This window comes from Mycobacterium pseudokansasii (assembly GCF_900566075.1).
Lineage (GTDB): Bacteria > Actinomycetota > Actinomycetes > Mycobacteriales > Mycobacteriaceae > Mycobacterium > Mycobacterium pseudokansasii.
The window spans coordinates 3,312,544-3,334,696 of record NZ_UPHU01000001.1 but is presented as its reverse complement, the minus strand read 5'-3'; the positions used below and the strand labels follow the sequence as shown (position 1 = coordinate 3,334,696).

15 protein-coding genes are annotated in these 22,153 nt (G+C 64.6%); 8 read left to right on the top strand and 7 right to left on the bottom strand.

What is annotated here, in order from left to right:
• Nucleotides 1-36 precede the first annotated feature (36 nt).
• Nucleotides 37-1,905 (bottom strand): fatty acyl-AMP ligase, encoded by a 1,869-nt coding sequence (locus EET10_RS15140; RefSeq protein WP_036405321.1) that lies wholly within the window; start codon nt 1,903-1,905, stop codon nt 37-39.
• Between the two features lie 152 nt (nt 1,906-2,057).
• Here EET10_RS15140 and EET10_RS15135 point away from each other — a divergent pair, with 152 nt between their 5' ends.
• The 5 genes from EET10_RS15135 (at nt 2,058) to EET10_RS15115 (ending at nt 7,566) form a co-directional block, all read left to right on the top strand.
• A complete protein-coding gene (locus tag EET10_RS15135; protein WP_122502263.1) occupies nt 2,058-2,441 on the top strand; it encodes a hypothetical protein in 384 nt (127 codons plus the stop codon).
• Nucleotides 2,442-2,476: 35 nt separating this feature from the next.
• Entirely contained in the window at nt 2,477-3,886 is a 1,410-nt protein-coding gene (locus EET10_RS15130) for a TIGR00366 family protein (RefSeq protein ID WP_122502262.1), read from the top strand.
• Entirely contained in the window at nt 3,876-4,790 is a 915-nt protein-coding gene (locus EET10_RS15125; protein WP_036405317.1) for an aminoglycoside phosphotransferase family protein, read from the top strand. Before EET10_RS15130 ends, EET10_RS15125 begins: the two co-directional genes overlap by 11 nt.
• A 98-nt stretch (nt 4,791-4,888) precedes the next feature.
• Nucleotides 4,889-5,233 carry a hypothetical protein gene (locus tag EET10_RS15120; protein WP_036405315.1) on the top strand — a complete coding sequence of 115 codons (345 nt, stop codon included), beginning with the start codon at nt 4,889-4,891 and terminating at the stop codon, nt 5,231-5,233.
• Nucleotides 5,234-5,262: 29 nt separating this feature from the next.
• Entirely contained in the window at nt 5,263-7,566 is a 2,304-nt protein-coding gene (locus EET10_RS15115) for a hypothetical protein (RefSeq protein ID WP_063466501.1), read from the top strand.
• Between the two features lie 7 nt (nt 7,567-7,573).
• On the opposite strand, the gene lipD is transcribed toward EET10_RS15115, so the two are convergent.
• The 3 genes from lipD to EET10_RS15100 all read right to left on the bottom strand — a co-directional run bounded on the left by lipD (nt 7,574) and on the right by EET10_RS15100 (nt 11,022).
• Nucleotides 7,574-8,845 carry a lipase LipD gene (gene lipD, locus EET10_RS15110; protein WP_036405312.1) on the bottom strand — a complete coding sequence of 424 codons (1,272 nt, stop codon included), beginning with the start codon at nt 8,843-8,845 and terminating at the stop codon, nt 7,574-7,576.
• A 74-nt stretch (nt 8,846-8,919) separates the two neighbouring features.
• On the bottom strand, nt 8,920-10,131 hold the full coding sequence (locus tag EET10_RS15105; protein ID WP_246013641.1) for a serine hydrolase domain-containing protein: 1,212 nt from the start codon (nt 10,129-10,131) through the stop codon (nt 8,920-8,922).
• A 138-nt stretch (nt 10,132-10,269) separates the two neighbouring features.
• Nucleotides 10,270-11,022 (bottom strand): lysophospholipid acyltransferase family protein, encoded by a 753-nt coding sequence (locus EET10_RS15100; protein ID WP_244601957.1) that lies wholly within the window; start codon nt 11,020-11,022, stop codon nt 10,270-10,272.
• Nucleotides 11,023-11,227: 205 nt separating this feature from the next.
• Between EET10_RS15100 and EET10_RS15095 the strand changes: the two genes are divergently transcribed.
• A complete protein-coding gene (locus EET10_RS15095) occupies nt 11,228-11,695 on the top strand; it encodes an SRPBCC family protein (RefSeq protein WP_036405310.1) in 468 nt (155 codons plus the stop codon).
• A gap of 15 nt (nt 11,696-11,710) precedes the next feature.
• Here the strand turns inward: EET10_RS15095 and EET10_RS15090 are convergent, their stop codons facing one another.
• The 3 genes from EET10_RS15090 to EET10_RS15080 form a co-directional block, all read right to left on the bottom strand.
• Nucleotides 11,711-12,892, bottom strand: coding sequence for an LLM class flavin-dependent oxidoreductase (locus EET10_RS15090; RefSeq protein ID WP_122502261.1), 1,182 nt, complete (start codon nt 12,890-12,892; stop codon nt 11,711-11,713).
• A gap of 89 nt (nt 12,893-12,981) precedes the next feature.
• Nucleotides 12,982-13,380, bottom strand: a complete 399-nt coding sequence (locus EET10_RS29630; protein WP_063466499.1) for a hypothetical protein — start codon at nt 13,378-13,380, stop codon at nt 12,982-12,984.
• A 299-nt stretch (nt 13,381-13,679) separates the two neighbouring features.
• The gene (locus EET10_RS15080) at nt 13,680-14,957 is read right to left on the bottom strand and encodes an IS256 family transposase (RefSeq protein WP_122502260.1); all 1,278 of its coding nucleotides are present in this window, start codon (nt 14,955-14,957) and stop codon (nt 13,680-13,682) included.
• Between the two features lie 132 nt (nt 14,958-15,089).
• Between EET10_RS15080 and EET10_RS15075 the strand changes: the two genes are divergently transcribed.
• Both EET10_RS15075 and EET10_RS15070 read left to right on the top strand, forming a co-directional pair.
• Nucleotides 15,090-16,472, top strand: coding sequence for an IS1380 family transposase (locus EET10_RS15075; RefSeq protein WP_036400547.1), 1,383 nt, complete (start codon nt 15,090-15,092; stop codon nt 16,470-16,472).
• Nucleotides 16,473-17,177: 705 nt separating this feature from the next.
• The gene (locus EET10_RS15070) at nt 17,178-22,136 is read left to right on the top strand and encodes a PPE family protein (protein WP_122502259.1); all 4,959 of its coding nucleotides are present in this window, start codon (nt 17,178-17,180) and stop codon (nt 22,134-22,136) included.
• Nucleotides 22,137-22,153 lie beyond the last annotated feature (17 nt).

Here is a 22,153-nt window from a genome sequence, read left to right as displayed (position 1 = left end):
ATGGGTTGACGCTGCCAGGTCCGACTCTCGGAGGAGCTAGTGCGCTCCCAATACGCCGCTGAGATATTGGGCACGACAGGCCCGGCGAGCCAGCTTGCCGCTGGTGGTGCGCGGAATGGCCCCGGCGGGGAGGAAACGCACGTCGGCGGGCGACAGACCATGGCGTTCGGCAACCGCGGCCCGGATCGCCTCGATCGCCGGTTGCGGGTCGGCGTGGCTGGTGCCCGCCGCACGTTCGGCAATGATCACCAACCGGGGACGGGTGTCGTCCGCATCGTCCGCATCCGGCAGCTCGTTGGCCGGCGCCGCGAAAGCCGTCACATATCCGCGCCGGACGATGGGCGATGCCGCCGCGACGGTGGCTTCGATGTCCTGCGGATAATGGTCGTGGCCGTCGATGGTGATGAGATCGGCGATCCGCCCCGTGACGTACAGTTCACCGTCGAGGTAGACGCCCAGGTCTGAAGTCCGCAGCCAATTCCCTTCGAGCGCAGCGCCGTTGGCGCGGCTGTGTTCACCGAGCTGCGCTTGCAGCCTGGCGCCGAAGGTGTGGCGCGTTTCGTCCGGCCGCCCCCAGTAGCCGCGGCCGACGTTGTCGCCCTGCAGCCAGATTTCGCCGACTTGACCATCCGGCAGCTCGGCGCCGGTTTCGGGGTTGACGATCACCGCCCACAGACTGCGAGCGACGTGACCGCACGACACCTGCACGACGGCGTTGGGGTGATCCGCCGCGACGGGGACCGCACGACCGCAGCCCAGTTGTTCCCGGTCGAGGTAGACCACTGTCGTTTCGGCGGCGTGGTCGATGGTCGCGACGAGCAGCGTCGCCTCGGCGATGCCGTAGGAGGGCTTGAACGCCGTCCGCGGTAGTCCGTAGGGCGCGAACGCTTTGTTGAATGTCGTGATCGCCTCGATGCTGACCGGTTCGGATCCGATGATCAGCACGACGTTGCGCAGGTCGATATCCTCGCCCGCGGCGGGCAGGCCGCGCTGGGCGGTCCACTCGTAGGCGAAGTTCGGCGCCGCGGTGACCACCCGGCCGGTCCGCGACCCCGCGGCCAGCGCATGGATCCACCGCTGCGGCCGACGCACGAACGCGGTCGGCGACATCAGGGTTGAGTGCCCGCCGTACACCGCTGGGAAGCCGATCATGGACAGGCCCATGTCGTGGTAGAGCGGCAACCAGCTGACGCCGTGAGTGTTGCGGTTGAGCAGGTCGATCGACAGGATCATCTGCACCAGGTTGGTGCCGACGGCGCGGTGAGTGATCTCGATGCCGACGGGCGGCCGTGTCGAGCCCGAGGTGTACTGAAGGTGGGACACGGCGTCGATGTCCAGCTCGACCGGACTGAACTGCTCCCCTGCCGAATCCGGGATCTGATCGATGATGATGACGTGGGGCTTTCGCAGGTGCGGCCGGCCGGCCAGAAAGCCCTCCACGGCGGCCTTCGCTGTCGCCGTCGTCAGAACGACCGTGGGCTCCGAGTCGCGAAGTGCGGTATCGAGACGTTCGGCGTGGCCGGGCAATTCCGGGGCAAACAGTGGCACCGCGATAGTTCCGGCCTTGATCGCCGCGTAGAAACCCGCAACGTAGCCGATGCCCTGCGGCGCCAGGACCGCGACCCGGTCGCCGTTGCCGGCGAGTTGTTGGATCTGCGCACCGATGGCCGCCAATCGCACCCCCAACTGCGCCCAGGTCACCTCAAGGGCCTGACCTTCAGCGGAACGGGTGTAGTCCAGATAGCGATACGCGATGGCGTCGCCGACATTGGCGATATTGCGTTGGATGAGGGAGATCAGGGTGGTGCCGGGCGGCAAGGCGATACTGCCGTCGGCTGCCAGGCAGTCATCGATCTCCAGCAGGCCTTCTGGAGCCCGGGAGCCCTGCGGGGAACCGTCGTTCATACGCGGCAGTCTATGCACCGGCGCACGGCTGACACGGCAAGCAGCGGTGGCCTCGGCCACCGATCGGGTGGCTCGATGGAACTCGCCGCGGCAACCGGTCCACTAGAGTCCGTGCGGAACCCGCTCGCCGATCGCGTAAGCCAGGAGTAGCCATGGACCCAGTCGACCAGCGCGCCCGGGCCGTCACCCGCGACGAGGCGCTGAGCCGCGTGCTGGCATATCGCGAGCGCGGCCGGTCCCGGCCGACGGTGGTGCGCGTATCCCTGGCCGTGCTCGCCGGCGCGTTGCTCATCGCCTCCATCCCGCTGATCGTGCTGCTTCCCGAGCTGGGCATCCCGGCCCTGCTGGTCGCGTTTCGGCTGCTCGCGGTCGAAGCTGATTGGGCCGCACGTGCCTATGCGTGGACCGACTGGCGCTTCACGCAGGCGCGTGCGTGGTTGCACCGTCAGTCCGGGTTTGTGCAGACAGCCGTGATAGGCGGATTGCTGCTGGCGGCCGCCGCTCTGGTGTGGCTGGTGGTCGACGAGTTGGTCTAGGCAGGTCTGGGCAAGGTCTAGGCAAGGGTGACCCAATGACGACGGAACGGGACCAACAGACCGGGCGGCGCGGCGTGTTGCAGCCCCTCACCGCGCTGTGCGTTCGGTATGTCGAACGCCTCATGCCGGATCCGTATTTGTTCGCGGTCATCCTGACCGTCCTGGTGGTCCCGCTGGTGGCGCTGCTGGTCGACGGCGCGACGCCGGCCGGCGTGCTCAAGGCGTGGTACGCCGGCGTGTGGGGATCGCAGAACATCTTCACCTTTGCCTTCCAGATGGTACTGATCCTGGTGACGGGCTATACGCTCGCCGAGGCGCCGATTCTCAAGCGGGCCATCATCGGGGTGGCGAGCAAGCCGACGAACCAGGTGGGGGCGGCTCTGCTGTGTTTCGGTGTCAGCGCCGTCCTTTCGTTGCTGAACTGGGGGCTCGGTCTGGTCGCGGGGGCGCTGGTCGCCCGCCAGGTTGCCAAACGGCTTGCGGGCGCCCATTTCGGTTATCTCGTCGCCGCGGCGTTCATGGGCTTCATCGTCTGGACGCAGGGGCTGTCGTCGTCGATTGCGCTGGCGAACACCGATGTCAGCAGTCCGATCAACGTGATACACAAGCTGACCGGCATGGTGGTGCCGCTGAAGCTGACGATTTTCCAGCCCTACAGCTGGGTGGCCGTGATCGTGGTGCTGGTGCTGCTCGCGCTCGCGATCCGGCGGATGGAGCCGGCGCAGCCCCTCGAGCCCGACCCGGCCGTTTTCGAGGACGAGGAGCCCGTCTGGGCCCCGCCCGCGGGCAAGCGCACGTTTGCCGAGTGGCTGGAAAACTTGTGGATTCTCAACGTTGCCGTCTTCGCCGCCGGGATCACCTACTTCTGGCTGAGCGGGTTTGCGTTGAACATCTCGTCGATGGTCATGCTGTTCACCGTCACCGGTGCGTTGCTGCACCGCACACCGATCCGGTTCATCCGAGCGTTTTCCGGTGCGGCGAGGGTGTCTGGCCCGCTGCTGTTGCAGTACCCGCTGTACGGCGGGATCGTCGGTCTGCTGGGCTATGTACCGGCTGGATCGGGCAAGCCGCTGCAGACGGTGCTCGCGGCGGCCCTGGTGACCGGCGCCGGCCAATACACCCTGCCGTTCTTGACCTTTCTCGGTTCGATCGTCATCTCGCTGTTCGTGCCGTCCGGCGGCGGGCACTGGGCCGTGCAGGGGCCCGTCGCGGTTGACTCGGCGCTTGCGATCGGCCAGCACTCACCGGCCTACCTTGGGCTGATCTCGATGTCCGTCGCCGTCGGCGAAGCGGTCGCGAATATGATCCAGCCGTTTTGGCTGCTGCCGCTGCTGGCCATCGCGAAGCTCAATGTCCGCCAGGTGATGGGGTTTACCGTCGTGGCCTTCCTGATCGGTTCGGCGGTGTTCGGCGCTGCGCTGCTGATTGCGCCCTATGTGCTCTGACGACACGACCGGCTACCCGGTCGACGAGATCAGCGCCCGGCTGGCTCGCCGACTCGTGGACAGTCAGTTCCCGCACTGGTCGTCACTTGCCCTCACGCCCGTGGCCCGCCAAGGTGTCGACAACCGCACCTTCCGGCTCGGCGAGGAGCTGTCGATCCGGTTGCCCACTGGTGATCGGTATGCCGAACAGGTCGCCAAAGAACAGCATTGGCTGCCCCGGCTGGCGCCGCGGCTGCCGCTGCCCATACCCCAACCCGTCGCGATGGGCAGACCCGCATTTCACTATCCCTATCCCTGGTCGGTATACCGTTGGCTCGACGGCGCCACCGCGGAAGAGGCGGTCACCGACTGGGGCCCGATCGGGTATGCGCTGGGCCACTTCCTGCGCGCACTGCACCACATCGATCCCGGCGACGGTCCAGAACCCGGGCCGCACAACTTCTTTCGCGGCGCACCCGTATCGGTGTACGCCGAGGAAACCGGCGCCGCCATCGACGAGCTCGGTGGTGAAATCGACGTCGCCGGCGCGCAAGCGGTGTGGGCCGTCGCCATCGGCAGCACCCGCGCTGGCGAACCGTGCTGGTTTCACGGCGATATGGCCGCCGACAACCTGCTGACGCGGCGTGGACGCCTCACCGCGGTCATCGACTTCGGGCTCTGCGGTGTGGGAGACCCCGCGTGTGACACCGTCCTGGCCTGGACCCACCTCGACGCGGGCAGCCGAACGATATTTCGCCGCGCGCTGGACATCGACGCCGCAACCTGGGCCCGCGGCCGCGGGTGGGCGTTGTGGAAGGCCCTGATTAGTTTGCGCAGCCACCTCGAAGCCGACGACCCGCACGCCGCAGCGGTTGTCCGGGCCATCATCAACGGTGTCATCGCCGACCACGACGCTGACCGATAACGACGGCCGCCGGTACGACGAGGCTGCCCGACGTTGTGTGCCAACAGTTTTGACTGCTACCCCTTGCCAAACGCCGCCGGCTGGCATAGGCCTGAACAATGACATCGAACGAATCGCAGCAACCGAACCGCCCCGACAGCAGTGCGTTCGGCCCGGTGATCGGCGGACTCGGCCCGCGGCTGCGCGCCGAGTTCGAGCAGTTGCACCGGTCGGAGCGCACCATCCTTGCGGCGCTGGCCAAACCGGAGGTCGCCCGGCAGTTCGCCACCGACCCGCTGGCCACACTGGCGGCGCTGAAAATCGACGTCCCGCCGATCATCAAACAGCGACTCAAGGCGGCGTCGCTGACCGGCGACGCCCCGGACCTGCACCGGCCACGGGCGTTCCGGTTGCCGAACGGACAGGTGATCACCGCCAACGTCAACATCCGATTCACCGGCTAGGCCACTGGTGGCCAGATAAGGAGGGCGTGATGTCGGGGGAACAGACACACGGCTACGACCTCGTCGTCGAATTCGCCGAACAGGCCTATCAGCAGCTACTGAGCGTCGTCTTCGACACCGGCGGCTTTCTGCTGGGCACCATCCTGGGGGGCCTCGGCATCCATCTCGACCCGGCCACGCCTTTTTCGGTGACGGTCTCCTTCGACCGGCCGGGTGGCCTCCCGCCCGGCGCGACCGACGTCGTCGACATCCATGTACTGCTCGGCGACGCCGGCACAGTCGGGGCGCTGCGCATCGTCGCCAGCGTTGACGTGGACACCAGCACCAACGGAATCGATCTGGTGCGAATCGATCTCGAACAGAAGCTGTGGCTCACCGAGATCGCGGTGGCGGGGTTCCCGATCCCCGGCCTCGACGGACTGTTCGCCGCCTTCCTGCGGAACAACGTCAAACTGATCCCGCTGGTGCCGTTCCCCGTCGACCACGCCACCAGCACCACGACCGCAATGAAGAACGCCGACGTGCACATCGTCGACGACACCTCCCCGGCCGACAAAGACGCGTCGGCGTTCCTGGTCACGTTCGGCGGTGGCAGCCCCGGCGACAAGTCGGCGTTTACCCAGAACTTCATCACCGGGGGCGGCAACGGGGGGATCGTCGCGTCGATGGGCTGGATCTGCCGGGTCATCAGCCCGATGATCGACAGCGCGCTGAACCTTGGCGGCGCGTTCACCAACTGCACGCTGACCCGCACCGTGCGCATCGACGAGGACAACGAGGTGGATCTGACCGGGTTGTCGATCACCGCGGGTGACGACGGCGCCTTGCACGTTCAGGTCAAGATCACCAAGTCGGGCTTCTGCTATGCGGCCACCGGCACCGTCGGGGCGAAGATCACCATCGCCGTCGCCGGCGGCCAACTCGTCGTGCAGGTCCAGGCGGACGATCCCAACGTCGACGTCGACATCCCCTGGTACTGCTGGGTGGCGGGGGCGGTGATCGGCGCACTGCTCGGGGCGCTGCTCCCCTCCGTGATCTATGTGATCGTCGGCGCGGTGCTGGTCCCGCTCATCATGTACATCGCTGAAGAGGTGATCGAGGGCACCATCAACAGCGTCGCCGCACACATCACCGACGCGCTGAACCAGCTGCTGGTCCCGGTCAACATCCCCGCGGTGGGCTTCAACATCGTGTTCAGCGACGCGCACATCGACGACGTGCAGATCGGATGCCGCATCCGGCCCATCGACACCGCCCCGGTGCGCGCAGCCGGCACCGTCGTCGTGCCCAACGGTTCGTCGTTCGACCTCGACAGCGGCCGAGTCGGCGTCCGCGACATGCCCAGCGGCGACCTCACCGTGCTCGGCGGTGCGTTCGACCGGACGGTGCGGGCGGTATGCGGTGCCCGCTGGGCCCGAACGGGCCTGCGCGACTTCGACGGCCTGTACCGCGCGGCCGTCTACGGCTACGCCTACGACGCTCCCAACCCGATACCCCTCGCCGACCTGGCGACCGTTGACCCCTTCGGGCTGCTGTTCGGCAACCCGTTTAGGGAATCGCTGCGCATCTACGGCGTGCGCACCAACGAAGGCAGGTGGGCGGCCGTCCAAGCCGTCGACGTGACCCTCGACCACATCCGGTTCCGCTACATCACCTGGGAGAAAGCGCTCGCCTCGGTTCAGATTGTCGGCGGATTCACCTGTCCGCCGAGCGTTTTCGGCACGTTCGGCGAGGTCGCCAAGCCGGGCGCGGCGGTTTTCGCGCCCTCGCCGGCATTGCGCGCCAGCGCAGTCGGGACGCAGCGTGATCCCTGCAACCAGTTGCGTGCGGCGCTGGATGCCGTGGCCGCCGCTCCCCCGGCGGTCAAGGGCGCCGACACCGTGAACGACGCCATTCGCGCGCTACCTCTCATCGATCGGCGCATCGGCACATTCGCCGGAACCGTGGTGCGGCCGATGCGTCCGCAGGGCCGATTCGACGCCATCGCAACGGGTTTCGGTCCGGGGCTGGAGGCGAAGTGGCAACTCGACGGCACCGCGCTCGGGGCGGCCAGCGGGCAGGTAGACCTGGGCGGCGGCGCGATCGCGCACTACCGGCTCACCGGAACCACCCTGTTGCTGACCGTGCAGGCCGGCAAGCCCGTCGAGATGCTGCTATCGGTGACCGTCGTCGACGAAGAGGCGCACGTGGCCTCGGCCGAACGGTGTGTGCACTACGAGCCGCGATGCGTCAGCCGCGGCCGCCTGACACCGACATGGAGCGACTACCGCACGGCCTGGGCGACGAACTTCGGCGTCGTCGAGGTCCCGGCACCGCACCCGGTCATCGGCTGACGAGCCGCTATGACGCGGGCTCTTGCTCGTCGGCCTCCCGGTAGGGCGCACCCAGATGGGGCACCTCGAGCGGCCCGGCGCGACGCGCGGCCGAGATGGCGCTGCTCAGCAGCGGCGCCAGCCCGGCGAACGATCCGACATCGAACAGCAACAGCGTCAGCAGACGGTTGTGCACGTAGCCGAACGAGCTGCCGGTGTCCGGGTCGGCCCAGCCAAGGGTTCCGCCCAGACCGATGTGGCCGTATCCGGGCAGCAGTCCCGGCACCGGCGACGACTGGTAGCCGTGGTGATAGCTGAACGGTATCCCCAGGTTCAGATCCGGTGTCAGATTGGGCTTTCCGCGCAGTTGGCTGACCAACTCAGAGGACAGCAGCCGGGTCCCGTCAATGACGCCGTCGTTGGCGATCGCGCCGTACACCTTGGCCAGCCCACGCGCGGTGACCACGCCATTGACCGCCGGAAGCTCGCCGTCGAGAAACGGCATATCGCCCTGCAGCATCGACATGATGCCCGGGAAGTAGATCGAACCGAGCAACCCGGAAAACGACAGCCCGGCGACCTTCGGCGCAACGAAGTCGAGCACCGGCGTGGGGATATTCGCCTGCGGTAACAGCGTCTGCGCCGCCGTGGTGGGCGAATCGGCCGGCGGACGGCCCAGATGCAGACCGTCGATGTCGAGCGGGAGGGCGAGCTCTTCACGGAACAGCTCCCGCATGCCCTTGCCGGTCACCGCCCGGGCCAGACCGGACAGCAACCATCCGTAGGTCACCGCGTGATACGCCATCTTTTTGTGGGTGTGGTCCAGCGGCGCCGCGGCCAGCTTCTCCTCCATCAGGAGGTGGTCCAGCACTTCCTTCTTGCCCACCCCCTTGAGGTGTGACAACCCGGCCCGATGCCGCAGCACGTCGCTGACCGTGACTTCGGACTTGCCGTTCGCCCCGAATTCCGGCCAGTATTCGGCGACCGGCACGTCATAGGACAGCAGCCCACGGTCGACCAGGCGGTGGATTACCGTCGCGGCCAACCCCTTGGTCGCCGAAAACACCATGGCCCCGGTGTCGGCCGTCCATGGCACTTTGCCACGCCGATCCGACCAACCGGTCCAGACGTCCACGACCTGCACACCGTCGATGTAGACCGCCAGCGCTCCGCCGCCGAACATCCGTCCGGGAAACAGCGCGTTAAACGCCCGGATGAGTCCGGCGAAACGGGAATCGCAGGCACCTTTCACGCCGGACGGCAGGCCATTGTCGGTGGTCAAGACGGACGGTTTCGCCATAACTGAATGATTATGCCTACCGCGCGCGGCGCTTGGGAATGACGCATCGGGTTGAAATGGTGATTGCCTCGAAGCTACATCCAGAGACGCCCCAGTGCGTCGGCCATGGTTTCGGGGTCCTGCTTTTCGGTGTTGCAGCTGACGGCCACCGCGGTCCGGCGGTCGCTGCTGATACGGAACTCGGTAATGAACCCCGCCCAGCTGCCGCTGTGTTCGAGCGTGCCGTCGGCGCGCGAAAAGATGCCTGCGCCGTAGCGGTCGCCGCCGCCGGGCTCGGTTTCCACCGCCCCGGCCAGCTGCTCGTCGAGCAGTTTGGGGCCACCCACCGTGCCGGTTCGGTAGTTGTCCGCCCATCGCACGAGTTGGCTGGGCGTGGTCTGGATGGCCCCATCACCGATCTGCTCCCATGGCGAGTCCAGCACCCGGAACTGGGAACCGTTGTCGCCCTTGTCATACGACACGGCCTTTTCGGGAATCTTGCCGACCGGATCGACCACCATGGCCAGCCCGAGCGGTTGGAAGACCTCGGTGCTCAGGAATTCCGGCAGCGGATGGCCCGACACCCGCCGGACTATCTCACCCAGCAGCAGGTAGTTGGAGTTGGAGTACTCGAAGTGGGCGCCCGGGCGAAATCCCAGCTCCGGCGCCGCGGCCAACGCTTGCAGCGCTTGAGCCTGGGTGGTCCGGTCGGTTGATTGATATCCCTGTTCTTCGAGCAGTCCGATGTAGTCGGGTATGCCGCTGGTTTGGTGCATCAGTTCGGCCACCGTCACGGTGGCGGCCCAGTCCGGCAGGTCGGGAACGTACTGGGCCAGCGGGTCGCCCAGGGCTAGCCGCCCCGCATTGACCAGCAACAGGATCGCGGTAGCGGTGAACTGCTTGGACACTGACCCGATGTCGAAAACGGTGTCGGCGGTGATCTTGGTGCCGTTCGCCAGGTCCGCGATACCCCGAACTCCCGTCCAGACCACTTTCCCCTCCACGCCCACCGCAGCCGAGCAACCCGGCTCCTCGGCGTTGACGGCGCCGTCCAACACGGCCTGACTGCGGACCCTGACGCCGGAGTTGGCGGCGCCGGTCGCGGTGGTGGTGGTCGAGGAGCTGACGGCGGTGTGCTGGCCAGCGCACCCACCGAGCAGCAACGCGACCGCCAACAGGGGCCCCCACCTGTGTCGCTTGCCGGCACGACCTGCCCGGGCGTGGCCGGGCTTGGCCGGAATCGCGGTCGCGGAAGGAGACAGCGACACCTCAGCTTGAGCGTTCATGCCGCGCAACACGGTCGCCATATCCCCTTCGTCGTCATCACCGACCCGACCGCTCGGATCGTGTCATCGGATGGAATCCGTTGTTCGCCGGGCTGCGCGGTGCCGCGGGCAAAATCACGGTGCCGCGGACCGGGTAAATCGGTTTGGTTGCTTGGGCTTTCAAGCGTCTGATCGGAAGAGGCGGCCCACCAGGGATCGGTTCGGGTCGGCTTCGCGCTCGGCGAGCATCAGTTCGATGCCCTTCTCGATCGCGGCGGCCGCACGCTCGCGCACCTTACGGGCAGCGTTGTCGTCGGCTTCGTGTCCGGCGAACTCGGTGGTGTCGATCGGTTCGCCGAACCAGTAGTACTGCCGCTCGGGTCGCGGTACCGGGGTCAGCCCCACGCCGCGAACCAGCGGTGGGCCGTCGGGCGTGCCGAGCAGCTTGGCAGCCAGAAACTGGCTCGGCGCCAGCAGGGGGGAATCGGTGTCGAGCACGATATCGATGCCGTGTTCGGCTCCCACCGAAGCGAACGGCACAATCGGATACCCGTGCTGAATTGCCAACCGCGCGAACCCGAGTCGGTTCTTCCAGACCAACTTGTACTGCTCGTTCTTGCGCTTGTTGACCTCACGGGCGCCGCCGGGAAACACCATGACCAGTTCGCCGCGGCGCATCAGTTCCGAGGCAATCTCGCGGGTGCCTTCGACGACTCCCATCCGCGTCAGCATGTCGCGCCACCCCGGAACCTTGAAGTGGGCGTGGTCGCCGAGGGATCGGACCAATCTGCCGCGCTCCCAGAGCTCTGCGGCCAGCAACGGCGCGTCGACCAAGCCGAGCGTGTTGTGGTTACCCACCAGCAATGCACGTTCGGTCGGCACATTCTCGATGCCATAGACCTTGGGCTTGATCAGTATTCGCAGCGGCTTCATCAGGCGTAACGCCGCGTCGACGTCAGCTTGGGACAGCGCGGCTGGAACTGAGACAGTTTCGGCGTTCGGCACATCGTGAGTATGCCCCGGCGCCGCCGCCGCGGCATTGTTTTCGCTGCCCCGCGACTGCCCGAGGCGCTCCGCAGGCGGTGTCGCGGTAGGGTACCCGTCAGCCAGGTCAGTTTTGTCGGGGCGGGAGTCGGATATGCCGGGACGGAAGTTCTCCTTCGAAGTCACCAAGTCCAGTAGCGCGCCGGCCGCGACACTGTTCCGGCTCGTGACCGACGGTGGGCGATGGTCAGAGTGGGCCAAACCCATCGTCCTGCAATCAAGTTGGGCGCGCCAAGGTGATCCGGCGCCCGGCGGGATCGGAGCCGTCCGCAAGGTCGGCATGTGGCCGGTGCTGGTGCAGGAGGAGACCGTCGAGTACGAGCAGGATCGCCGTCACGCCTACCGGCTGATCGCGCCCCGGACACCGGCCAAGGACTACCACGCGGAGGTCGTCCTCACGCCGAATGCGTCGGGCGGCACCGATATCCGCTGGAGCGGCTCGTTTACCGAGGGCATCCGCGGAACCGGACCGGCGATGCGGGCGGCACTGGGCGGCGCGGTCAAGTTCTTCGCCGGCCGGCTGGTGAAGGCAGGCGAACGCGAGTCCGGTACCGCACCGTAGCATTGTGGGCTTGGCTCAACGACTTTCGGGTCGCGCGGTCGAACTGACCTCATCGTGATACTTCTTGGTCATGTGCTCGATGGCCTGCAGCTGGGTGCGTGCGAGGTCGTCACGCACCTCGCCGGCGCGCGCGGCGGCGTCGAGGGTCGGTTGCGCCTGCCCTTGAAAGTGCGGCATTACTTCGGCGGCAAACAATTCGGCGGAGCGCTTGGTCGCCGCCGGGTTGGCCCACTCGTGACCCATTTGCAGCATGCAGCCGAATCCGCCGGACTGATCCCACAACCGCTGCACCTGCGCCCGCGCCCGATCGGGGGTGCCGATCACACCGGCCCCATTTTCATTGATCATGTCGATCATTTCGTCGAGCCGGTCTCCCGACATGGTCATCTGCGGGAAAGCGGCAATCTTCTGGAAATAGCGGAACCAGGGCTCGATACCGAATTTCACGTCGGCACGGGCCTGCTCATCGGTCTCGGCGAGGTGGAAGGGACCCACCAGCGTCCAGTCCTTGCGGTCCACCCGAGTGCCGAACGCTGCGGCGCGTTCCTCGACGATGCCCCAGTGATACGACAGCGCATTGAAACCCTCGATGGTCAGCGTCGCACCGATGGACAACAGCCCGACGCCGTACTTGCCGGCCAGCCGCGCGCCGGTCGGTGACGCGACCGCGGCGACCGCCAGCGGGATGCCGCCCTCGGAATACGGCGCGAGCTGCAACTTGGCGTCGAAGAGTTGGTGCGTGGCGGTTTTGGCGGTCACGGTCTCCCCCGCCAGCAGCCGGACGACGATGTCGAGGTTGGTTTCCAGAAGCTCCCGGGTGTCGGTGGGCGTCAACCCGATCATGGACGAATCCGTGGGCAGCGAACCCGGACCCATACCACCGATCACCCGGCCACGGGTGAGGTGATCCAGCAGCATCAACCGGTCGGCGACCCACAGTGGGTTGTGGTAGGCGAGTGAGATGACCCCGGTGCCGAGTCGGATCCGTTTGGTTCGTTCTGCGGCGGCGGCAATGAAGATTTCGGGCGAGCTGATGATCTCGCTGCCCGCCGAGTGATGCTCGCCGATCCATGCTTCATCGAAGCCCAGGGCGTCGAGATGTTCGACGAATTCGAGGTCGCGTTGCAAGGCCAGCGTCGGGTTGGTGCCCGCGCGGTGGAACGGGGCGATGAAATATCCGAACCTGAGCTTGGCCATGTCGATGCTCCCTTGCGATCCGCCTGAAGCGAACCTTAACCGTTGCCGACCGGTCTCAGGCCGCGACGGGAGTCAACGACGGCGCGCCATCACGGGTAGCCACCGCAGATGTTGCCGATGCAACCGCCACCGCCGCCCGGTCCGCCGCCGCCTCCGCCGACACCGGGAATGGTGCCGCCCCCACCGCCCGGTCCGCCGCCGCCGGTGGGTCCGCCCGGGATGCTGCCGCCACCGCCGCCCGGTCCGCCGCCGCCGGTGGGTCCGCCGGGGATGCCGCCACCACCGCCGGGAACGCCGCTGCCGGACGGCCCACCCGGTGCCGGGGACGTTTCCGACGGAGGCAGGCTGGATGGGGCGGTCGTTGTCGTTGTCGACGGCGTCGTGCTGCTGGTGGGTCCCTTGTTGCCGCCGCCACCGCAGGCCACAGCCATGACCAGCATGGCGCCGCCACCGAAAACCGCGAATGCTGTCCTGGCTGGTCTTGTCATCAGCTTCTCACTTTCGGTTCAAGGCTTTCGGTTCAAGGCATGCGCCGCATACCCCCAGTTGCCCCGGCGTAAACCGCAGGTCGGGTTGGTCTGGCCGCGTGATAGATCGCGGAAGGTCTTATTCCCTGCCTTCCCGACATCGCCCGCGGCTCCGCGCAATCTGGCCGCTGGCATCGCCTCAGCTAGTTGTTTCATAACTGGAAAGCTGTGATAACCGGATCGATTCCGGGCTCAAGTTGGCCCTTTCTGCTTGAGGATGTCCCGAGTCCCGTGGAACTTCGGTGGCGGTCCGGTGAGCATCAGGCTGCGCTCACCTGATCATTGTGCGCGACGGGTCCGACATGTTTGGCGGCTTCATGTTCGAGCGCGGTCCGTAGTGCCGGCAGGTGCAGGTGACCGTTGACGCGACGGAACTGCTTGCCGGCCTCGACCATCCCAGCCGCGCACCAGCGCAGCGCCATCTGCCCGTCGCGCCAGCGTTTGACGTTCCCGGCGTGCTCGCGGCACACCGAGATCATCGATTCGATGCAGTTCGTCGAGCGTAGTGTCCGCGCCAGCGTGGGCGGCACGCCGAGGCGTAGCACCGTGAGCGTCTCATCGAGGCCCTCGCGCAGGCTGGCCGCCGCGCCCGGGTGGGTACGGTCGAGTTCGGCGGCCAGGGCCAGCAGGGCCGCCTCGGCCTCCAGCGCCGAGTCGGCGTGGTAGGCGTCGGTCATCCTGCGGCCGGCGGTGCTGCGAAGCCGTTGCGGCAGATGGTCTTTCACATTCCTGATCTTATGGAGCTGACAACGTTGGATGACCGGATGGTCGAGCACGTCGACTACCGCCTTGCGCAGCGCCTTGGACCCGTCCAGGCCGACCAGCATCGGCCGGGTCACGTCCAGGCCCCGTTCCCGCAAGTCCACCAGCAGGCCGGTAACCAGGGTCGCGTTCTCCGTGGAGCCCTCCACCAACGCCAACGGATGCTTGACCCCGTCGATGCCGATACCCAGGGCCACCACACAGCACGATTCGGCGAAGTGCACCCCATCGATCATCAACGCCACCAGATCCAGCCCCGACAGATCCGCGGCGAGCAGCTCGGCCAGCGCGGTCTCGGTCATCGCGACGAACCTGCGGGAGACCGCTGACTTGCTTGTCGCCGAGGATGTTTCGGTGACCTGCTGCCCGACCGGCTCCAGCCCGACCGGGTAACGGCGGGTCGAGAGCCCGGCGAGCATCTTCTCCATCGCCATCTTGCCCAGAATCTCCGTCGAACTGAACAACTCATACGAGGCGACCGGCAGTTCGCCCGCCCCGTCGGCGGCCCGCACCCGTGGGCGGGTCACCGGCACCCGGCGACCACCCAGGGTCACCGAGCCGCGTTCACGGCCGTGGCGCACCGCTGTCCGCGCCGCATCATGGCGGCCCTTCGGCCCAGCCAACGCTGTCACGTCGGCCTCCATCAGCATCTGCATCACCTGCAGACCGGCGCCCACGGCCAAAGCCAGCAGGCCCTCCTGCATGTTCTCGGCGATCTCGGCCATCGCCACACTGACGTGTTCTGGGATCGCGGGCGCCGTCGCGTCCACGGCCAAATTCTGGTTAGCCTCGGGCTTTCACACTGAGTGATCTTGATTGCGTGTGTTGAACGAAGAAAGGTGCTCTGAGCTGGGATAATTTGGCTTGCTGAAGGACCAGATCATCGCAAGAATCGGAGCACCAATCTGGTGGGCAAGTCTAGGTCGTGTTACCCGTCGTTGGCGTTGGATGGTCGTGCAACCGGTGTCGTGTCGCATGCTGGTGCGGTTGTGCTGCTGCGTGCCGCCGAGCGGGTGAGGCTGACCGGGGCGTTGTCGGGCGCGTTGGCGCCGTGGCGTAAACCGCTGGCCAGCCACGACCCCGGCAAGATCGTGCTCGATGTGGCTATCGCGCTGGCGCTCGGTGGGGACTGCCTGGCTGATGTCGGCCTGCTGCGCGCCGAACCCGGGGTGTTCGGTACGGTCGCATCCGATCCCACCGTGTCGAGGTTGATCACTTCGTTGGCCGCAGATGCCCCGAAAGCGTTGGCGGCCATCGGCTCTGCGCGGGCCGCCGCACGTGCCGCGGCGTGGGCGGCTGCTGGACAGGCCTCGCCGGGTCATGGGATCGATGCCGATCACCCGTTGATCATCGATTTGGATGCGACCCTGGTCACCGCGCACTCGGAGAAGGAGAAAGCCGCACCAACATTCAAGCGTGGCTTTGGGTTTCACCCGTTGTGTGCGTTCGTCGATCACGGCAGTGCGGGAACGGGGGAGTCGCTGGCGATCTTGCTGCGGGCCGGCAATGCCGGCTCTAACACCGCCGCCGACCACAAAACGGTCCTCGCGTGCGCGCTGGAGCAATTGCCCTTTCAGGTCGGCTATCGGGTCGGCAAGAAAGTTCTGGTGCGCACCGACGCCGCCGGGGCCACCCACGAATTCCTCAACTACCTGAGCGCGCGCCGGCTGTCCTACTCGCTGGGATTTGCCCTCACCGAGACGATGGCCACCGGCATCGACGCGATTCCCCAGACGGCGTGGACCCCGGCCTACGACGCTGATGGGCAGGTCCGTGACGGGGCGTGGGTCACCGAGGCAACCGGGGTCGTTGACCTGTCGGACTGGCCCGCGGGGATGCGGCTGATCGTGCGCAAAGAACGCCCTCATCCGGGCGCCCAGCTACGTTTCACCGACCGCGACGGGTTACGGCTGACCGCGTTCGTCACCAACACCACCCGTGGGCAGCTGCCCGATCTCGAACTGCGCCATCGCCGCCGCGCCCGCTGCGAAGACCGCATCCGGGTCGCCAAAGACACCGGCCTGGCCAACCTCCCCCTGCACGGATTCGACCAAAACCGGATCTGGTGCGCATTGGTGCAGCTGGCCATGGAGCTGACCGCCTGGTGCCAAATGCTGGCCTTCGAGGAGCACCCGGCGCGGCGCTGGGAACCCAAACGACTACGGCTGCGGCTGTTTTCGATCGCCGGCCGCCTGGCCCGCCACGCCCGCCGAACCCGGCTGCGCCTCGCCGCGCACGCACCCTGGGCCGACGTGTTGACCACCGCGTTGGCCCGCCTGCAACCCGGCTGACCAACTACCCAACCGTCCCCACGACCCCAAGAAAGGACCACCCGGGCCCAAGGAACCCCGCAGAAGCCGCTGACCCGGGCCCACCACCGCACCCCCCAACCGAAAATCAAGATCCAAAACCACAATCCGACCCGATCAGGCCACCACGTCAACCCCACGAAACATCCGGGTTAGTCTTCTTCACGGTGGTGGTCCCCTTGCAGTTGGTGTTCTTGGCGGAACGCCCGACACCTACCACACGGCAGGTCTCAAGCGGGGGACCGCCACCTCAAGTTCTACGACGCCCGGGACAACCTCTTTCTGCTTTCCGCACAGATCTTCTGATGTCAGCGCTCTTGTCTCAGGGCCGTCGTCAGCGCCTGGGTCACAGGTATGCGGGGATAATGTCGAGGTTGAATGTCCGATTAGCCGGCTAGCCCTGCGTCGCGGCCGCATCGGACCAATTCGGTTGGCCGCCAGTCGATTTTGTGCTGGCGACAACTACTTTTTGCTTGACATTGACCACTCAACACCCCGCCTAGCGCGGACGATGTAAAGAAGTTAGGCGTTATTTCACAAATGTCATCACATTTCTATAACAGTCCCATACCGTTTTGATTAACCGGATAGGTCGTCCTGTCTCGCCGCGTAGCTTGTGCACAACGCACGGCTTCTTGGCGACCGGTCTTAGAGCTCGAGTGCGCTTCACCGGGAAGGGTCGAAGCGATGAATTTTTCAGTGCTGCCACCGGAGATCAACTCGACGTTGATATACGCCGGTGCAGGTTCGGAAGCGATGTCGGCAGCCGCGGTGGCCTGGAACGAGTTAGCTGACGAATTAGCCTTGGCGGCAACCTCTTTCGGATCGGTGACCGCTGGGCTGGTCGGTGGATCGTGGCAGGGCCGCGCGGCGGTTGCGATGACAGCGGCGACGGCTCCTTACGCTGGCTGGCTTACCGAGGTGGCGGCGCAGGCCCAGCAGACGGCCGCGCAAGCCCTAGCCATGGTGGCCGAGTTCGAGGCCGTCCGTTCGGCGATGGTGCAGCCAGTCCTGGTGGCAGCCAACCGGAATCAGGTGATTTCGCTGGTGATCTCCAACCTGTTTGGGCAAAACGCTCCGGCCATCGCTGCGGTGGAAGCCGCTTACGAGGAGATGTGGGCCGTCGATGTGTCGGCCATGTCGGCCTACCATGCCGGGGCTTCGGCCGCCGTCTCGGCGTTGACTCCCTTCGCGCAGATTGTCCAGGGCATGGCGGGGCTGCCAGCTCAGCTGGTCGCAGCCCCGGCGGCCATCGCGACGGCCGCACAAGCGGCCGTCTCGAGTATCCCGAGCGTGATGAGCAACTTCAGCCTGGGCTTTGCAAATGCCGGTTTCGGTAACGTTGGCAATGCGAACCGCGGCAATTTCAACCTGGGCAATGCAAATCTCGGCAGCACCAATTTCGGTAGTGCGAACCTCGGCAACCTCAATTTCGGCAGCGCAAACCTGGGCAGCTCCAACTTCGGCTTCGGCAACCTCGGTAGCAATAACATCGGTTTCGGAAACGTGGGTCCGGGTGTGACCGCAGCCCTGAGCAACTTGGGTTTCGGCAATACCGGCAGCAACAACATTGGCTTCGGAAATACGGGTAACGGCAACATCGGCTTCGGCAACACCGGCAATGGCAATATCGGCATCGGGCTGGATGGGAACAACCTGCGGGGGTTCGGCGGGCTGAACTCTGGCGCTGGCAATATCGGTTTGTTCAACTCGGGCACCGGGAATATCGGCATCGGAAACTCGGGTACCGGAAACTTCGGTATCGGAAACTCCGGCAACAGTTACAACACCGGCATCGGTAACTCGGGCGAGGCAAACACGGGATTCTTCAACGTCGGCATCGCCAACACCGGCTTCGGCAACACAGGCAACTACAACACGGGCAGCTTCAACCTGGGCAGCTTCAACACGGGTAACTTCAACCCCGGCAGTTCCAACACCGGCTCGTTCAACCCCGGTGACCTCAACACTGGTTGGGCAAACACGGGCAACGTCAACACCGGCGCACTCATCTCGGGCAACTACAGCAACGGCTTCTTATGGAGAGGCGATTACCAGGGCTGGCTCGGTGTTTCCGGCACAATCACTATTCCCCCAGCCGCACTGGACCTCGACGGTACCGGCCTCCTCGGCCCGATCACCGTGCCGCCTATCCGTATTCCGCCGATCAATTTGGGGCTTAACAGTAACGGGGCTATTGTCGGTCCGATTACTGTTCCGCCGATTCATATTCCGCCGATCAATTTGGGGCTTAACAGTAATGGGGCTATTGTCGGTCCGATTACTGTTCCGCCGATTCATATTCCGCCGATCAATTTGGGGCTTAACAGTAATGGGGCTATTGTCGGTCCGATAGCTGTTCCGCCGATTCATATTCCGCCGATCAACTTGGGGCTTAACAGTAATGGGGCTATTGTCGGTCCGATAGCTGTTCCGCCGATTCATATTCCGCCAATCAGCTTGGGTCTCAACAGTTCCGGCGCTATCGTCGGGCCGATCAATATCCAACCAATCAGCATCAATCCGATTGGCTTATCGCTATCGAGCAACCCGCTAGTCATCCCGATTACGATTCCCCAGTCTCCCTTTACATTCGGCATCTTTCCCTTGCCGCCCGCCCCAGGTACCATCGGCCCCTCCGCGGTCGATCTGACGGTAGGCGGCATCACGGTGACCGGTACCATCGGTGGCATCACCACACCAACCGTCAATATTTCGGGTATCCCTTTGGGTATCAATGTGGGTGGTGTTGTTGGTGATCCGGTGAATGGCATCACGCTGTTCCCGGGTGGTTATACGCTTCCTGGGATTCCGTTGGGTATCAATGTGGGTGGTGTTGTTGGTGATCCGGTGAATGGCATCACGCTGTTCCCGGGTGGTTATACGCTTCCTGGGATTCCGTTGGGTATCAATGTGGGTGGTGTTGTTGGTGATCCGGTGAATGGCATCACGCTGTTCCCGGGTGGTTATACGCTTCCTGGGATTCCGTTGGGTATCAATGTGGGTGGTGTTGTTGGTGATCCGGTGAATGGCATCACGCTGTTCCCGGGTGGTTATACGCTTCCTGGGATTCCGTTGGGTATCAATGTGGGTGGTGTTGTTGGTGATCCGGTGAATGGCATCACGCTGTTCCCGAACGGCTACACTCTGCCCCAGATCCCGTTGAGCCTTCATGTATCCGGTCCCGTCGGCCCGATCAATATTCCGGTCGATATCGGAGGAGGGCCGGGTTTCGGAAATTCGACCAGCACCCCGTCATCGGGCTTTTTCAACAGCGGTCCCGGTAGCGCCTCGGGTATCGGCAATATCGGGTCGGGAGCTTCGGGCTTCTGGAATCTTGCTCAGAGCTTGGGGAACTCGGGCTACTTTAATGTCGGGCCGTTGACATCGGGTGTCTTCAACTTCGGCAACACCGTCTCAGGCGTCTATAACACAAGCACGCTTGGCTTGGCGACAGCGGCCTTTAGCTCGGGCGTCGGCAACACCGGCAGCCAGCTCGCGGGCATCTTGCGCGACGGCGTGGCAGGGACAACCTTCAACTTTGGCTTCGCCAACCATGGCAGCCTCAACGTGGGTGGCGCAAACGTCGGTGACTACAACCTCGGCAGCGGAAACGTCGGCAACTACAACTTTGGTTCAGGCAACGCTGGCGGCAGCAACTTCGGCTTCGGCAATGTCGGCGGCAGTAACTTCGGCTTCGGGAACTTTGGCAGTAACAACTTCGGGTTTGCAAACACCGGTCCGGGGTTAACGGCAGCCCTGCACAACGTCGGCTTTGGCAACGTTGGCAGCAATAACGTCGGCTTCGGCAACTTCGGTAACGACAACCTCGGCTTCGGCAACACAGGTAACGGAAACATCGGTATCGGGCTGACCGGCAACAACCAGCTAGGGCTTGGCGGGCTGAACTCGGGCAGCGGAAACATCGGCTTCGGCAACTCTGGTACCGGAAACATTGGTTTCTTCAACTCGGGCACCGGAAACTTCGGCGTAGGGAATTCCGGCAACTACAACACCGGGCTGGGCAACGCGGGCAACGCCAACACTGGCTTCTTCAATGTCGGCAGCGTCAACACCGGGGTTGCCAACACGGGCAGTTACAACACGGGCAATTTCAACACCGGCAGCATCAACACGGGCGACTTGAATCCGGGAAACACAAATACCGGCTACTTGAACCCGGGTGATTTGAATACCGGCTGGAGCAACACCGGCGATGTCAACACCGGTGCCTTGATATCCGGCAACTTTAGCGATGGCTTGTTGTGGCGGGGCGACTTCCAGGGCTTGCCGGGCTTCTCGGGCACAATCACTATTCCCCCAATCCCACTAGGCGTCCATGTGACCGGCGGTGTAGGCCCTATTATTGTGCCTGACATTAATGTACCCGCAATTCCGCTTGGTATTAATGCCATCGGCACAGTGGGCGCGATCTCTGTGCCTAGTGTCCCCATTCCTACGATTCCGCTGGGTATTAATGCGGGGGGTACGGTGGGCGCGATCTCTGTGCCTGGTGTCCCCATTCCTACGATTCCGCTGGGTATTAATGCGGGGGGTACGGTGGGCGCGATCTCTGTGCCTGGTGTCCCTATTCCTACGATTCCGCTGGGTATTAATGCGGGGGGTACGGTGGGCGCGATCTCTGTGCCTGGTGTCCCTATTCCTACGATTCCGCTGGGTATTAATGCGGGGGGTACGGTCGGCGGGATCAGCGTGGGTAGTATCACTGTTCCCGGAATACCTGTGACAGTCGGCGTGACGGTGCCAGTCGATGTCACTATTCGAGCGGTTCCATATAGCGTCGCTCTGGTCGTTTCGGGCACCATCGGCCCCATCACACTAAGTCACTTCGACATTGGCCCCACGTTGACTGGCGGCACGGGCCCAATCGTCGTCAACGGTGTCAATATTCCTCAGTTCGGTTTCAGCATCCCGTTGAGCGGCCAGCTTAATGGGTTCACGATTCCTGGGTTCGATATTGGGCAGTTCGGTTTCAGCATCCCGTTGAGCGGCCAGGTTAATGGGTTCACGATTCCTGGGTTCGATATTGGGCAGTTCGGTTTGAATATTCCGTTGAGCGGCCAGGTTAATGGGTTCACGATTCCTGGGTTCGATATTGGGCAGTTCGGTTTGAATATTCCGTTGAGCGGCCAGGTTAATGGGTTCACGATTCCTGGGTTCGATATTGGGCAGTTCGGTTTGAATATTCCGTTGAGCGGCCAAGTCGGTGGGTTCACCATCCCTGGTATCACCATTGGTGGCTTCCCCCTGAACGTCGATCTGAACGGTGGATTAGGACCGATCAGTATCCCGATTAATATCGGAGGCACCCCGGGTTTCGGAAACGTTACCACGAACCCGTCGTCGGGTTTCTTCAACAATGGCGACGGAAACGTATCGGGAATCGCAAACGTGGGGTCCGTTATTTCAGGCTTTTGGAACCAGGTCCCGGATTCATTGCCCGGCATAATTTCGGGTTACTACAACGTCGGGCACCTGGAATCGGGCATGTGGAATCTCGGCAACACCATCTCGGGTCTGTACAACACCAGCCCGGTTGGCACTCTTACGTCGGCCTTCAACTCCGGCGTCAAGAACGTCGGGCAACAGCTCGCGGGCTTCTTCCGCACGGGCACTGGGCCGTAATAACTGGTCAGGGCCGG

Bases quoted from the DNA above. Each gene is read 5' to 3' on its own strand.
- EET10_RS15140 (WP_036405321.1), bottom strand. From the start codon at position 1,905: ATGAACGACGGTTCCCCGCAGGGCTCCCGGGCTCCAGAAGGCCTGCTG.
- EET10_RS15135 (WP_122502263.1), top strand. From the start codon at position 2,058: ATGGACCCAGTCGACCAGCGCGCCCGGGCCGTCACCCGCGACGAGGCG.
- EET10_RS15130 (WP_122502262.1), top strand. From the start codon at position 2,477: ATGACGACGGAACGGGACCAACAGACCGGGCGGCGCGGCGTGTTGCAG.
- EET10_RS15125 (WP_036405317.1), top strand. From the start codon at position 3,876: ATGTGCTCTGACGACACGACCGGCTACCCGGTCGACGAGATCAGCGCC.
- EET10_RS15120 (WP_036405315.1), top strand. From the start codon at position 4,889: ATGACATCGAACGAATCGCAGCAACCGAACCGCCCCGACAGCAGTGCG.
- EET10_RS15115 (WP_063466501.1), top strand. From the start codon at position 5,263: ATGTCGGGGGAACAGACACACGGCTACGACCTCGTCGTCGAATTCGCC.
- lipD (WP_036405312.1), bottom strand. From the start codon at position 8,845: ATGGCGAAACCGTCCGTCTTGACCACCGACAATGGCCTGCCGTCCGGC.
- EET10_RS15105 (WP_246013641.1), bottom strand. From the start codon at position 10,131: ATGGCGACCGTGTTGCGCGGCATGAACGCTCAAGCTGAGGTGTCGCTG.
- EET10_RS15100 (WP_244601957.1), bottom strand. From the start codon at position 11,022: ATGAAGCCGCTGCGAATACTGATCAAGCCCAAGGTCTATGGCATCGAG.
- EET10_RS15095 (WP_036405310.1), top strand. From the start codon at position 11,228: ATGCCGGGACGGAAGTTCTCCTTCGAAGTCACCAAGTCCAGTAGCGCG.
- EET10_RS15090 (WP_122502261.1), bottom strand. From the start codon at position 12,892: ATGGCCAAGCTCAGGTTCGGATATTTCATCGCCCCGTTCCACCGCGCG.
- EET10_RS29630 (WP_063466499.1), bottom strand. From the start codon at position 13,380: ATGACAAGACCAGCCAGGACAGCATTCGCGGTTTTCGGTGGCGGCGCC.
- EET10_RS15070 (WP_122502259.1), top strand. From the start codon at position 17,178: ATGAATTTTTCAGTGCTGCCACCGGAGATCAACTCGACGTTGATATAC.